The sequence below is a fragment of the Paenibacillus periandrae genome (assembly GCF_022458865.1).
GTDB lineage: Bacteria > Bacillota > Bacilli > Paenibacillales > NBRC-103111 > Paenibacillus_S > Paenibacillus_S periandrae.
This window is the reverse complement of sequence record NZ_JAJNMU010000013.1, coordinates 46,241-60,793: the sequence shown is the minus strand read 5'-3', so window position 1 is coordinate 60,793 and position 14,553 is coordinate 46,241. Positions and strand designations below refer to the sequence as shown.

Below are 14,553 nucleotides of genomic sequence, written 5' to 3'. Positions count from 1 at the left end.
GATATGATAACCAAATCCACATATGCTAACGGACTCAAGCATCTCATCATTATTGCGATAGGACTTGTGATGATGTATCCCGTATTATGGCTGCTCAGCAGCTCATTTAAGCCGAACAATCTGATTTTTTCCGATACGACCTTGTGGCCCAAGGAATTTACTTTAACGAATTACATCAATGGCTGGAAGGGGCTGCAGGGGATATCGTTTCTTCGCTTCTTCACCAACTCAGCACAAATTTCCGTTATGTCCGTATTGGGTAATGTGATTACTTGCTCGTTGGCGGCGTTTGCTTTTGCGCGGCTCGATTTCAAATACAAGAAGCTGTGGTTCAGTATGATGCTCGTGACGATCATGCTTCCGTATCATGTTACCCTGGTGCCGCAATATATTTTGTACAAAAACTTTGAATGGATTAATACGTATTTACCCTTGATCGTTCCCAAATGGCTGGCTCACGATTCATTCTTCATTCTGCTGATGGTGCAGTTCATCCGTGGTATTCCGAAGGAGCTTGATGAGAGCGCGACGATAGACGGCTGCGGACAAGGTCAGATTTATTGGAAAATCATTCTTCCACTGCTGGTGCCTGCACTGATTACGACGGCAATCTTTACGTTCATCTGGACTTGGGACGACTTTTTCAGTCAAATGATTTATTTGAATAACGTCAAGCTGTTCACGGTACAGTTAGGTATTCGCTCACTGTTTGACCCTGCCGGAGAGTCGGACTGGGGTGCGCTGCTGGCGATGTCGGTGCTGTCGCTAATTCCGATTATGACCATTTTCCTTACGTTCCAAAGGTACTTTCTGGATGGCATAGCCACCACGGGTATTAAGTAATCCGAAAAAATTAATAATGAAGAGCCGAAGGAAACTGATTCATCCAGAAAGCGTTATCCATTATGATCAGAACACAAGCTTCCATAATCAGTTAAGGGGGATTACAAAAATGAAAAAAACTGTTTCATTTGCTGCTATAGCAGCATTGATGGCTGTTACTTCCGCTTGCGGGGGCAGTACAGGTGGTACGCCAACAGGTACTGCAGACAGCACTGCGAAGGATGCTGCCAAAAAGGAGCCGGTTGAGCTGCGTATTATGTGGTGGGGCGACCAGAAGCGTGCGGACCGGACGAATGAGGCTTTACGTAATTTCGAGAAGAAGAACCCGAATATTAAAATTGTAGGCGAATTCGCGCCAAGCTCAGGCTATTTCGATAAACTAAACACACAGCTGGCTTCAGGCACGGCGCCGGATGTATTTTTCCTCGGAGGCAATGTCGTCGATTATGCAAATAAGGGTGTATTGCTGGATATCGGTTCTTATGTCGGCAAAGAGCTGAATCTGACTGATATGGACAAGTCGATGATTGAATACGGAACGATCAAAGGCAAGCTGCTGCACGTATCAGCGGGTGCGAATGCCCGAGGTGTTCTTGTGAATACGGAGCTGTTCAAGAAGGCTGGTGTCGAGCTGCCAAAAGAAGGCTGGACCTGGGATGATTTCAGCCGAATTGCCAAGGAGCTGTCCCAGAAGCTGGGCAAGGATTACTACGGTACCTATGACTATACAGTGGACGGCATGGACATTTATTTGAAACAGAACGGCAAGCAGCTGTACGATATGGACGGAGGCAAGCTCGGGTTCGAGCAGAAGGACGTAGAGCCGTGGTTCGCCTACTGGGATAAGCTGCGCAAGGAAGGAGGCGTTGTGACCCCTGAGCTGCAGGTGTCCAATCCTCCAGGAGATACGAGCAAGTCGCTTATTGTAACCGGTAAAGTCGCGATGAGTCTGATTGCCTCCAATACACTCGGTGCGCATCAGAATCTGATCAAGGACAGCCTAACACTGGTTCCACTGCCGCGTGGTCCTAAAGGCACTGCTGTTATTTTTGAATCGAGCCAAGGGATGTCTGGCTATAACAAAACGAAATATCCAAAAGAGGTTGCACAGCTGATGAGCTACTGGATCAATGATCCGGACGCAGCCAAAATTCTCGGTAATGACCGCGGTGTTCCGGTAACCGCTCCAATGCGCGAGCTGTTGAAGAAGGAAGCTACGCCGGTTGACCAGATCATCTACGATTACACGAGCAAGGTGTCGGATGCGGCCAAGAAAGAACCGGTCAAAGTCAGCTACAACCCTCCGGGTTTTACGGAATATTCCAAGCTGGCGGAAACGACCGTTCAGGAAATCGGATTTGGCAAAAAGGATGTTAAAAAAGCAGTCGACGACTTTTACAATGGTGTTATGAAAATTTTCAATAACAATAAATAATCCAATTAGCAAGGAATGGGCAGCTACTCGAATACATTCGGGTGCTGCCTGTTCTTATCGCACAAGTAAATACGAATGAGAAGAGGCGGGTATGATGAGTGAACCCCTATTAGAACGGCTGCGGCGTATCAATATTGACGACAAGGTGGGCATATTGAAGAAACCGTCCGATGCGGATGTGCTGGCGGAGTGGAAGCGATCAGGAGTCCGTTTTGCTGCATCCTCGGCACGCTTTGAGGGTGTGTATGACAGCGCTGTGCGCAAGCTGCTCGATTGTATCGTGCCAACCGGCGGTGTTGGAGGCAGCGAGCAAGTCTCTCAAGCCGTTACGGGTAAGGGTAGTGATATAAGCAGCACTGCAAGGAAGCCGATTCTTCACGAAGGAGGTATCTATCTCGGCTGTTGGCTGGAGAGCACCGGTTCCATTAACGCGGAATTGTTGTCACGCTTCATTCCTTCTGTCTCTGAGGCTTCCTTTGAAAGCTTTGCTGATTTTCAACGCGAGGATGGTCAGCTGCCCTATAAAATAACGGAGCATGGCGCTGCCTATCGACAAATTCAGATGGTAACGCCGCTCGCCAGAAGCGTCTGGAATCACTATTTGCTGAATGGGCGCAATCAACCATTTTTGCGAAAAATGTATTCCGCCATGCAGCGCTTTGACGAATGGCTGGCTGCCTATCGCAATACGCGGGGAAGCGGCTGTGTGGAAGCTTTTTGCACATTTGATACCGGACATGATTTATCGCCCCGATTCTGGCATGTTCCTGACACGCCGCATGGGGATGATGCACGGTACTGTAATCCCGATTCGCCGATTCTTCCTTTTCTCGCACCAGACCTGACGGCTAATGTATACTGCCAGCGTCTTTATTTGCACAAGATGGCTGAAGAACTGGGCGAAACCGGTACGGATTGGAAGGCCAAAGCGGAGGAAAGTCTGAACAGCTTATTCAACTATTGCTATGATGAGCAGGATGAATTTTTTTATGATCTGGATCGTAATAACGAATGGGTTAAAGTACAATCCGATGTACTGCTGAGAGTGATGGCTTGTGAGGTTGGTGACCGTGATTTTTTTGATAAGACGCTGCGCCGCTATTTATTGAATACCAGCAAATTTTTTGCCAAATATCCGTTTACCTCCATGTCCATGGATGATCCGCGATTCGATCCCTTCTCCAGCTATAACAGCTGGGGCGGAGCCTCCAATTTCTTGAGCTTGATCCGCACCCCGCATGCTTTTGAGCATCATGGACGTTATGTGGAGCTGACCTGGGTGATCTTTCCGATTTTATCGGCATTTTTGAGTGTGGAACGTTTTGCGCAATGCTTGAGCCCTTGGACAGGGAAGGAAGGATACACGGAAACGTATTCGCCGGCGATTTTGTGTATGCTCGATTATGTAGAACGGTTGAGCGGTATACTGCCAACCCCGGAGGGACAGCTGTGGTTTACCGGATTGGTTCCTTATACGATGGACCATGGTGAAGAGGTTGCCAATGAAACGGGATACAGCCGCACGATTGAAGGAAGCGAGTTCGAGCTTGTGAATACACGCGAGCAGGCGGTTGTTTATCGAAACGGTGAGCTGTATTTGCAATTTCCGAATGGGATTCGGGCTATAACCGACCGTCAGGGCTGCTTGAAATCGATTATCGGGATGTCGGTACGCATGATCGAGGGTGAGCTTCGATATGAGGGGAAGGATTACCCCATCACAATCAAAGGGAATGAAATACAGCAGTTTGATCTTGGGGTGTTTACAAGTGTGTCTGACCCTGGAGTTATAGCTCCAACTTATCGATAAGTAATATTAAGTAAAATGACCACCTCCAAAACTACTTTTAAAGTGGCCTTGGAGGTGGTTTTGTTATGCATGTTGGCGATACTGCGATGTAAGGGGGGAACATTTTCTTTTAACGATAAAATCCGCTGTTTGAATCGCCAATTTATGGTATGGTAGAAGGATGAATTGACAAGTAAGGAGGAGTTTGGGTGACGTTTGTAAAAAAGCTCTCATGGTTTTTTCGACAACAGTGGGCTAAATATGGTATGGCGATTATCCTCATGGCAACGGTAAACCTGTTAAGCATTATTCCACCCAAAATGATCGGTAACGTCATTGATCAAATCCGTACAGGAGGATTGACCGAAGCAGAGCTTTATCGAAGCGTCATGATGCTGGTGGGCTTGGCCGTGATGATTTATGTCATCGTGTATATATGGATTACAACCTTGTTTGGTAATTCTATTTTGTTGGAGAAGCTGCTCAGAGGCAGATTGCTGAAGCATATGACGAAGATGTCACCGTCCTTCTTTCAACGAAATACAACCGGTGAGCTGATGGCGCTTGCGACCAATGATGTGCTTGCTATCGGCCAAACGGCTGGTTACGGGGTGATGACGCTGGTCAATACGTTGGTCGGTACCGCTGTTGTACTCATCACGATGGTGTCACTCATCAGCTACAAGCTGATGCTGGCTGCATTGATTCCGCTGCCGTTCCTGACGATTGTCATCAATATGCTGGGGAAACGTATGCGCAAGCGGTTCGTGGCCGCACAGGCCTCCTTCGGTCAGATGAATGATCGTGCGCTCGAATCGATATCGGGAATGCGTGTCATTCGGTCCTATGTGCAGGAGGAGCATGATATTGCCAAGTTTGATGAGGTTACGAAGGACGTTATGACCAAAAATATGAAGGTCGCCGCGATCAATTCGCTGTTCCATCCATCAATATCGACGATTGTCGGGCTAAGCTATGCGATTGGGATCGGTTACGGCTCCTATATGGTATTTCATAATCAAATATCGCTTGGGCAGCTGGTTTCCTTCAATATTTATCTCGGTATGCTGATTTGGCCGATGATTGCATTCGGTGAATTTATTAATATATTACAGCGTGGGACGGCATCCGTGGACCGGTTATCAGCAAGCTTTGCTCAAACCGCAGACGTTCAGGATCATGACTCTGTAGTAGCTGTAGCTCAACCGGGACGGATTGAGCTGCAACAATTGAGCTTTCGTTACCCCGGAGCTGAACACGACAGCTTGAACGGAATTTCATTGCAGCTGGAGCGCGGACAGACGCTTGGGATCGTCGGCCGGACCGGCAGCGGGAAAAGTACGTTGCTGAAGCAGATGCTAAGGCAGTATCCGATTGAGCCGCAGAAGCTGTTGATTTCGGGCATTCCTATAGAACAGATTGCACTGACTCAGGTTCGCGGCTGGATGGGCTACGTGCCGCAGGAGCACCTGCTGTTATCCAAGCCGATTCGCGATAATATAGCCCTTGGCAATCCGGAAGCGTCGGAAGAGGACATTCGCAAAGCGATTGAAATGGCTTCCTTTACCCAGGATCTGGAGCAGCTGCCGGAAGGCTTGGATACGATTGTTGGCGAGAACGGAGTGATGCTCTCAGGCGGGCAAAAGCAAAGGGTGAGCATTGCGCGCGCCTTGCTGGTCAATCCGGAGATTTTAATTTTGGATGATTCGCTATCAGCCGTCGATGCACGAACCGAAAGCATGATTCTTAACAATCTCCGCAAGGAACGCTCAGGCAAAACAACGCTGATCGCGACACATCGGCTATCTGCAGTGATGCATGCCGATTGGATCATCGTACTTGATGATGGACGAACCGTCGAAGAAGGAACACATGAGCAGCTGATGCTGCACGGCGGGTGGTACAAGGAGCAATTTGACCGTCAACAGATGGAGGCAACGCTTGCAGGTTGAGACAACACGCAAATAAGATGATCAGCAAATAAGAAGATCAACAAAAATGCAGCGCGAAGCGTGAAAGGAATGGAACTATGGCATCCCAACAAACGGTAGTTCGAAGGCTGGCCTCTTACGCATTAATCTACAAAGTGCGTATTATGGCCGCGCTGCTTGTACTGTGCTGTGCGGTAGGAGCGGAGCTGGGCGGTCCTTATATCGCAAAAACGATTATTGATAAACACATCAGCAGCGTACAGCTGCCTTGGTACGAAGCCAAGGAATATCCGGCATTAGCGCAAACCATGAAGGCTGTCGAGTTAAACGGCCTTATTTATTACCGCAGCGATTGGCTGCATGCCGATCCGTCAGAAGCGAGACAGCAAGCGATTCGTTCAGGCTGGAAGGAAGTCCGCTTCATGCAGTTGGAAAGCGGAATGTACCTGATCAATACGGCTCAGGATTTTGATGGCAATTGGTCAGTACAGCCTGCTTCGGCAGCTCAGCTGAAGGGAGCAGCTTCGGAATCTTCACAAGTAACCGTGCAGGTTATTCGGAAAGGGGCTGCACCTGAACTGTACCCGGCCCACAAGCTATCCTCATCGGAGGTAGCATCGCTTTATCAATACGAGGTAGGTCCTGTATTGGGCTGGCTCGGGGTATTCATTGCTTTGCTGGTCATTGCCAGTACCCTGCATTATATCCAGGCATACACGCTGCAATCGACGGCGCTGCGAATCATTCAGCGTATGCGGATGGACCTGATGCGACATATTCAAAAGATTCCATTACGTTTTTTTGACAACACGCCAATTGGTCAGGTTGTCTCCCGTGTTGCCAATGATACGGAAGCGATCCGTGACCTTTTTATGAGCTTTATGGCTACCTTCGTGGTCAGTACAATTAATGTTGTAGGTATTTATGTAGCCCTGTTTTTACTGAATGTCCAATTGGCTCTGGTTACATTGATTTTGATCCCGTTATTTATCGCTGTGATGTGGGTGCATCTGAAGTTTTCCAAAGGTTATATAGCTATCATGCGTGCCCGATTGAGTGATATGAACGCAATGATCAGTGAATCGATTGCCGTGATGCCGATCATACAAGCCTTTCGTCAAGAGAAGGCCCGGTTGAAGGAATTTGAAGTTTTGAATGAGGACCGTTACCGCAGCAATCAAAAGCAATTGCGTGTATTTTCGCTATCCTCCCGTAATTTTACCGGTCTGGTCGGATCGTTATTCACAGCCGGAACCATCTGGTATTTTGGTGGGCAATCGCTGCAGACGGCCATTTCGTTTGGTGTGTTTTATGCTTTCATCGATTATCTAGGCAGGTTTTTCCAGCCGATTATCGGGATTTTTGACCAGTTGACGAACGCCCAGCGGGCTGTTGTGTCCGCAGAGAAAGTATTTTATATTCTCGATCTGGAAGGTGTTGAGCTGGAGAACGCGATTGGCCTGGCCAGACCGGAGGGGCATGTTGCCTTTGATAATGTAACCTTTGCCTACAAGGAAGGCGAGCCGGTGCTAAGGAATATCACGTTCGAGGCCAAAAAAGGCGAGACAGTTGCGCTTGTCGGTCATACAGGTTCGGGCAAAAGCTCAATTATGAACCTGCTGCTAGGTTTTTACGAGCCGTCCGGAGGCGAAATCCGTATTGATGGGCGTAGTATTGCAGGAATATCGAAGCAGGCGCTGCGCAAGCATATGGGGATTGTTCTACAGGATCCGTTTCTGTTCGCTGGCGATATTAAATTCAATGTAGGCTTGTATAATGAAGCGATTGACGAGCGCAAAGTCAAACAGGCGCTGGCTGATGTGGGAGCTGCCGGGTTCATTGAAAAACTTCCCAAAGGCTATGATGAGCCGGTAGTCGAGCGGGGGAGCACACTATCAGCAGGTCAAAGACAGCTCATTTCCTTTGCAAGGGCGCTTGCCTTTGATCCCTCGATCCTGATATTGGATGAAGCGACTGCCAGTATTGACAGTGAAACTGAGGGCCTAATTCAACAGGCGCTGCAAGTTGTCAGCGAAGGCCGGACAACGTTTGTGATCGCCCACCGGCTGTCGACGATTCGTGATGCCGATCTGATTCTCGTTTTGAATCATGGCGAGATTGTGGAGCGCGGCAATCATGAGCAGTTGATGGAGCTGCAAGGACGCTACTACAGGATGTATCAGCTGCAAAAGGGCGGGGACAATAACAAGCATGAGACAGCTCACATCCAGCCAACTTCTACAACGTTATAGAATGGGACACATTTTGGATTGACTGCAACCTTACTATCTGAATATTCGTATTGCTATATAAAAAGCATGAGCAGAAAAAAGACCTCACGTCTGCAGCATGCTTTTTTAAGCCGATCATCTACGAGTATCTGTCCAACAGACTCTGGGCCATCAAAGCAAAAAGGCTATAGTAAAGAACAGACACTCAAGAGGGAGGGACACGATGAAGGGAAAACGTTTTGAAAATATGAATGGCGTCCGCCACGGCAAGGTCCTTAAGGATTTACGTCAATGGCGCAAAGAACGCAAGGAGAAAATAAAAGACTTATCCTATGTGGTACCGACCTGTGAGCAAAAGGAAATTGATTTTCTTCGCAGTAACCGGGAGAAGACGACGATCACCTGGATCGGACACTCCACCTTTTTGATTCAAATGGGCGGGATCAACCTGCTGACGGATCCGGTTTGGTCGGAACGAATGGGATTGGAGCGGCGTCTGGCGCCCCCAGGCTTGCGTATGCAGGAGCTTCCCCGAATCGATGCCGTACTTATTTCGCACAGTCATTATGATCATATGGATATGCGCACCTTACGCGCGTTTAAGGATACACCTTTATATGTACCCGAAGGACTCAGCGGGAAGCTGATGGCCAGAGGCTATGCCCATGTAACGGAGCTGAGCTGGTGGGGGCATGCGCAGGTTGAAGGAATTGTGCTGCACTTTGTGCCCGCGCAGCATTGGACGCGCCGAACGCCGTTTGATATTAACCGCTCGCATTGGGGCGGTTGGGTTATTCAGCCGGCGACACGTACCGGCGTGGAGCGTGAGGCCGTGTATTTTGTCGGGGACAGCGGATACTTCCCTGGCTTTCAAAGTATCGGTGAACGGTTTGAGATCCGCTATGCGCTAATGCCGATTGGTGCTTACGAGCCGGAATGGTTTATGTCCTTGCAGCATGTTTCGCCTGAGCAAGCGATACAAGCTTTCATCGATGTCCAGGCGGAGGAATTTATCCCGATGCACTACGGAGCTTTCCGACTGGCAGATGATACCCCGCGTGAAGCATTGGATCGTTTACTGGTGGAATGGAGCAGGCGGGAGCTGCCCCTTGAAAAACTGCGGATATTGAAGCACGGTGAAACGCTGATCAAATAATAAATTCATCTATACAACGAATAACCCTTCGTAATCTCGCCCAAGGTAAGGTGAGTTTTGGAGGGTTATTTGTTATAGCAGCCTATACTTACAGACTTGCAGTCATATGCTTGGATGGGCTTATAATCAAACAGCTGTTGCTCTTCAATTATTCAGATCTTCGCGTCATTTGCTGCCAGACCGAACCTTCTGCTGCGTGGCCGCCTTCAATACGTTCAATTGCCATCTTGATCTGCATACGGACTTCAAATTCCGGATCATCCTCGGCTGGCCGAAGTGCCGCAAGAGCTTGCTCGTCTCCGACTTCATAGAGGAAACGCGCTGCCCGCCAGCGAACGAGCTTATTGGGATCCTTCAGTGCTTTCATCATCATAGGGACAGCGCCCGGATCGCCAATATCGGACAGCGTATCGCCCGCCGTTCGCCGCACCGAAGCTGTCGAATCCTCAAGAGCAGGCTGCAAATATGGCAGCACATCCAACGTATCCTTTAAATCACCTATATATACGGTCGCGAGACGTCGAATAGACGATTTTTCATCCTTAAGAGCATGTGTCAACAGTGGCAGCGTTTCAATAGAGGGTTTAATTTGCTGTAAAGCTGCGTAGCGCTGCTTCCAATCAGGAGCCGCCAATTGCAGCAGCAGCTCTTCTTTGGATAAGGTAGTTCGGCCTGCCGAGCTTACGGCAGACGCGCCTTCTACTGCTGCACCACCCAGCTGCAGTGATTGCTCGATTAAAGATTGCAGTCGAGTCTCGTCATAAGCTGCATCGATTTCCTGAGTAATTTCTTCTAATACTTCCTTCAGTTCACCATAACGAATACCCCAATCTTCAAGTGAACGTTCCTTGATCAAATTGGGTGCTGCGGAGGCAGCACGAATAGCTGCATCATTAAAGCGCTGCGGCAGTCCAGCACGCTGCTGTTCCATGCCGCTTGTGACTCGAACCTGAAGTGGAATACCCCGAAAATGCTGCAGCAGTACCTGAACTTCACCAAAGGAGGAGATACTGCTCGGATCAGCTGCCTCTGAAGCAGACTGTAACTGATCGATGGTGGAGGGGGAGCCACCCAGTACTTCGTGAATTTGTGCCAAAATAGGCTGCCAATCATTGCTTCCAACACGATCGACAGCTAGAAAGTTAGCAGCGTGATACACACTTTTAACTCCCTGGATGGCGAACAGCTTGGCGATAAAAGCCGGAGCTTGTTCGATATTAGCTTTGGAATAAGTCGTCCGAATGCCATCGGGAATACGCTCGTCTAACTGGATTTTCATGGAATTAGGGCTTGGTGTCGGTTCGATAGATACAATATGCAAGGGTATTGCCACCTTTCTAAGCATGAATTAACGGTAACAACTGCACCGTCAAGCGAATACGGATGCGGACATTATATAAAAAAAGACCGTTCACGCACGTCCGTGCAAGTACCGGTCTTTTAGTATGTGCTGCTGAGCCTAGTCCTTATCAACGAGATTACGATGCAAATAGTTGTCGTCCAACGTCTTGGTTAAATCGAACACGGTATGAGCGAGATCCAGGTTTTCAAAAATATGCTCACACTGTTCCTTGTATGCGATCTCTTCATCATAATGAGCTGTCGATTTTTCAATGCTGTCAGCCGAATAACCGCGTAGTTCTTCACGTTTGATAATAGTTTGCCGATCTGTATAAATGAAGATACGAATTGCTTTTCGTCCATAGAGCCGCTTCACGGTATCGGCACCTTGTCGATTTAGAACCAGATAAATCACGCCATGTGCTTGCAGTGAATTAGCCAAATCTTGCTCGAGAACACCATAACGATTGCCGTCTAATTCAATAACTTCGATAAATTCATTGTTCTGCTGTGCTTGTGTAAAAGCCTCAGGGGTTACAAAATGATAATCCAGTCCATCCTCTTCTCCAGATCGGGGTGCTCTTGTAGTGTGCGAAAGAACTTGTTTCATGCCAAGCGTATCACCCAACATTTGTGCTACGGTTTTCCGACCAGCACCATTAGGGCCGGTGAAAATGAAAATAATGTCATGGTCCTTTAATTCGTACATAGAAGCCCCTCCTTGAGTTGAGAGTTGTTGCGTACCCTTTATTTTACATGGTTTCTCTCTCACGGTAAAGGCTTCTTCTGTATTTATGTTGTGTAAATTAAGGCTTTAACGTCCGCTGCGACCACGGGGTCCACTGCCCTTGCTGCCTGGACGGGCACCCCGGCCTGCAGGTGCAGAGCCTCTAGGGGCTGGGGCGGATTGTGGATTCCGATCCTGCCGTCCGCCGCCTGCTGCACCGGTACGATCATTGCCACGGGAGGCTGCTGCTCCACGGCCTGTGCTTGCCCTGGCTCGCTGCTGAGCATCACGCTTGCTTGTCCATTCTCCACCGTCACGTGCTGCACCACCTTTATTAGCCCGACCGGCCCCTGTCCCAGCTCCATATCTGGAAGCAGATGCACCGGCGCGGCTATCGGTCGATTCCACGTTATCACGACTTGGTCTTTCTGACCGTGAAGAGCCAGCTGAACGGTTATGCGTGCCGTATTCACGATCACGATTCCGATTAGGAGCGCCGGGCTTGCCGAAAATCCCGCTCAGGCCTCTTTCGCCGCTTGCGTCTTTACGCTGTGCATCGCCTCGCACCGTGCGAGCGCCACCAGCGTTGGCGCGCTCATCGCCACGCGCTGCAGGCGCTGCGCCGCTGCGATCGCGCCAGCCGCCGGCATCTGCGCCACGCTGGCCGCCAGCGCGTCCGCGCCCGCTTGGAGCGTTGCCGCCGAAGCCACTGCGGCTACGGCGAGGCCCATCGCTTGCGCCGGATGCTCCGCGGCGTACGCCGCCACGCTCCCCGCGTCCGCGTGCTCCATCGCGTTCCGTCCGCTCTGTGCTCATGCTCACGCGATCCTTATCGACGCTGCGGACAACACGGGTGCGCCCGCTGGTTTGCTCTGCGCTTAGCTCGCCGTCAGCATGCATCGTACGAATCGGCAGCTGTGCATTAATGCCCTGCTCAATTTCGACAAGTGTCTTCATATCACGCTGAGTAAGCAGCGTAATTGCCATTCCGCGCTGTCCAGCTCGTCCGGTTCGGCCGATCCGGTGAATATAAGCCTCGGTGTCATGCGGCATATCGTAGTTAAATACGTGGGTAATCCCTTCAACATCAAGACCACGAGAAGCGATGTCCGTCACGACCAGAAACTGAATTTTGGCATCACGAAACCTTTTCATCACCTGCTCACGCTTGCCCTGGGTCAGGTCGCCATGCAGCTCGTCGGACACATAGCCCATTTCCTGCAAGGCTTGATTCAATTCAGCGGCACGCAGCTTGGTACGGCAAAATATCATAGCCAAATATGGACGTAATTCTTCCATTAAATGGACAAGGGCATCCTGCTTCCCACGGTCTGTTGTTTTGATGGCAATTTGCTCGATTTCAGTGAGCGTGATTTGTCGGGATTTGACCTTGACTTCCTCTGGTGACCTCATATAGCCTTTGGCGAGATTGCGAATCGGTGTCGGCATCGTTGCGGAGAAGAGCAGGGTTTGTCGTTTAACCGGTGTTTGCATAATAATTTCCTCAACGTCCTTGAGAAAGCCCATATGCAGCATTTGATCGGCCTCATCGAGCACCAGAGTAGACAGCTTATTCAGCTGCACCGTTTCGCGTCGTATATGGTCGAGCAGTCGTCCCGGGGTCGCAATGATCAAATGGATTGTACCCGCAAGCTTTTTCAGCTGACGCTCGACATCTTGTCCACCGTAGGCAGCCAGTACATTCATGCCTTTGAGCGGAGCCCACTTTTGCACCTCAGCCGTAATTTGAATCGCCAGCTCACGAGTAGGTGTCAGGATCATAGCCTGTGTGTAGCTTTTGACAGGATCAAAATTTTCCAGAATCGGCAATACAAAAGCAAGGGTTTTGCCTGTTCCGGTTTGTGCTTGAGCGATGATATCCTTGCCAGTCAGCACGATCGGTATCGCTTCCTTCTGGATCGGTGTCGGCTCGGTATATCCTTGTTGAGCCAGTGCTTCCGCGACTTCTTCACTAATGCCGAGTGCGGTGAACATATTGGATTTCATTGTTAGTTATCTCCTTCATCTATCGGTTCATTCCTTGATCACATCTTGCAACTGCAGGTATATGTGCAAACAGTTTCACTATTCAAACTAATAATGTGGTGGTATTTCAAGGCGCTTACCTTGCATTCTACAGGAATCGGTAGGAAAAAGAAACCAGACAATCACGCAATTCACGTCAAAAACCCCTCCTGTTTCTTCATATATATTAATGAAGGGAAACTTTGAGGGGGCTTTGAATTGGTTTATTGCTCCGACTGTGTCGGAATCGTAGGCAGCGTGCCGAATATACGTTCAGATAAAGCATCGAATTCAGGCAAATAAGGCGTCAAATCATGACCGTTCCAAGCCTTCTGGGCTAATCGGTTCAATTCGTTGACATAATCCCGATTCGCGGAAATATACACATCGGACACATCGGGCTTCAGACCGCGGATTTTTTCGGCAATTTTTTGCTTGAACAAATGTGTGATCTGGTCGTGAAATCGAGTAGTTTCGTAATTATTGTTACCGTTCGTCAGCAGGTTAGGATCCATATAGTCGTTGAATGGAGTTGACGGATTGTACAAGCCTCTTACCGTACCCGCATTATTGGTTTCCAGCGGCCCGCTTTTTGTTCCTGAAGCCGTGTTATCAGTCAAGATGGCTACGTAAGCCGTTTTGTCGGCCATCATTACAATACAGCTGTTAACACCATTCATAGCGGCCACCTTTTCACCCAAGGCCTGATTGAATTGAAGGGTGGAATGGCGGTGGGAAACGATTGAATTTTGCTGTTCAGTCTGATAAGCACGTGTTGTATCCTGCGGTGTATTTCCAGTACGGCTTCCATAATTCGTAGCACTGTTCTTGTCATAGATACTGAAGCAGCCACACAGACCCAATAAGGAGCTGATACATATAAAGGTTAGACCAAGACGCAGATTTTGCATGAAGTCCTCCTTGAGTTTATTTATGGTATAGATTCAAAAAGTCGACTTTTTGAACTCGCACTATTATAGTAGCATTCATCAAAGAAACAGAATTATGCGTGGAAGCTCAAATCAAAGCGATGCATAAAATAGTCTGAACAAGGGTATAAAATCAGAGAGACATA

At 49.0% G+C, this 14,553-nt stretch carries 10 protein-coding genes; 6 read left to right on the top strand and 4 right to left on the bottom strand.

Annotated features, from left to right (window positions below; translation table 11 throughout):
* Positions 1 to 3 precede the first annotated feature (3 nt).
* From LRL21_RS22090 to LRL21_RS22065, 6 genes are all read left to right on the top strand, one after another.
* Positions 4 to 843: a carbohydrate ABC transporter permease gene (locus LRL21_RS22090; protein ID WP_240417959.1), complete on the top strand. Its 840-nt coding sequence runs from the start codon at positions 4 to 6 to the stop codon at positions 841 to 843.
* Positions 844 to 952: 109 nt separating this feature from the next.
* Positions 953 to 2,278 carry an ABC transporter substrate-binding protein gene (locus tag LRL21_RS22085; RefSeq protein WP_240417958.1) on the top strand — a complete coding sequence of 442 codons (1,326 nt, stop codon included), beginning with the start codon at positions 953 to 955 and terminating at the stop codon, positions 2,276 to 2,278.
* 94 nt (positions 2,279 to 2,372) lie between these two features.
* On the top strand, positions 2,373 to 4,088 hold the full coding sequence (locus tag LRL21_RS22080; RefSeq protein ID WP_240418115.1) for an MGH1-like glycoside hydrolase domain-containing protein: 1,716 nt from the start codon (positions 2,373 to 2,375) through the stop codon (positions 4,086 to 4,088).
* Positions 4,089 to 4,276: 188 nt separating this feature from the next.
* Positions 4,277 to 6,019 (top strand): ABC transporter ATP-binding protein, encoded by a 1,743-nt coding sequence (locus LRL21_RS22075; RefSeq protein ID WP_338044661.1) that lies wholly within the window; start codon positions 4,277 to 4,279, stop codon positions 6,017 to 6,019.
* Between the two features lie 77 nt (positions 6,020 to 6,096).
* Positions 6,097 to 8,250: an ABC transporter ATP-binding protein gene (locus tag LRL21_RS22070; protein ID WP_240417957.1), complete on the top strand. Its 2,154-nt coding sequence runs from the start codon at positions 6,097 to 6,099 to the stop codon at positions 8,248 to 8,250.
* A 202-nt stretch (positions 8,251 to 8,452) separates the two neighbouring features.
* Positions 8,453 to 9,385 (top strand): MBL fold metallo-hydrolase, encoded by a 933-nt coding sequence (locus LRL21_RS22065; RefSeq protein WP_240417956.1) that lies wholly within the window; start codon positions 8,453 to 8,455, stop codon positions 9,383 to 9,385.
* Between the two features lie 148 nt (positions 9,386 to 9,533).
* Here the strand turns inward: LRL21_RS22065 and LRL21_RS22060 are convergent, their stop codons facing one another.
* The 4 genes from LRL21_RS22060 to LRL21_RS22045 all read right to left on the bottom strand — a co-directional run bounded on the left by LRL21_RS22060 (position 9,534) and on the right by LRL21_RS22045 (position 14,389).
* Positions 9,534 to 10,706, bottom strand: a complete 1,173-nt coding sequence (locus tag LRL21_RS22060) for a conserved virulence factor C family protein (protein ID WP_240417955.1) — start codon at positions 10,704 to 10,706, stop codon at positions 9,534 to 9,536.
* A gap of 138 nt (positions 10,707 to 10,844) precedes the next feature.
* On the bottom strand, positions 10,845 to 11,435 hold the full coding sequence (locus tag LRL21_RS22055) for a guanylate kinase (RefSeq protein ID WP_240417954.1): 591 nt from the start codon (positions 11,433 to 11,435) through the stop codon (positions 10,845 to 10,847).
* A gap of 105 nt (positions 11,436 to 11,540) precedes the next feature.
* Complete coding sequence (locus LRL21_RS22050) at positions 11,541 to 13,460, bottom strand: DEAD/DEAH box helicase (protein WP_240417953.1); 1,920 nt, start codon at positions 13,458 to 13,460, stop codon at positions 11,541 to 11,543.
* A 242-nt stretch (positions 13,461 to 13,702) separates the two neighbouring features.
* Positions 13,703 to 14,389 (bottom strand): hypothetical protein, encoded by a 687-nt coding sequence (locus tag LRL21_RS22045; RefSeq protein ID WP_240417952.1) that lies wholly within the window; start codon positions 14,387 to 14,389, stop codon positions 13,703 to 13,705.
* Positions 14,390 to 14,553: the final 164 nt, after the last annotated feature.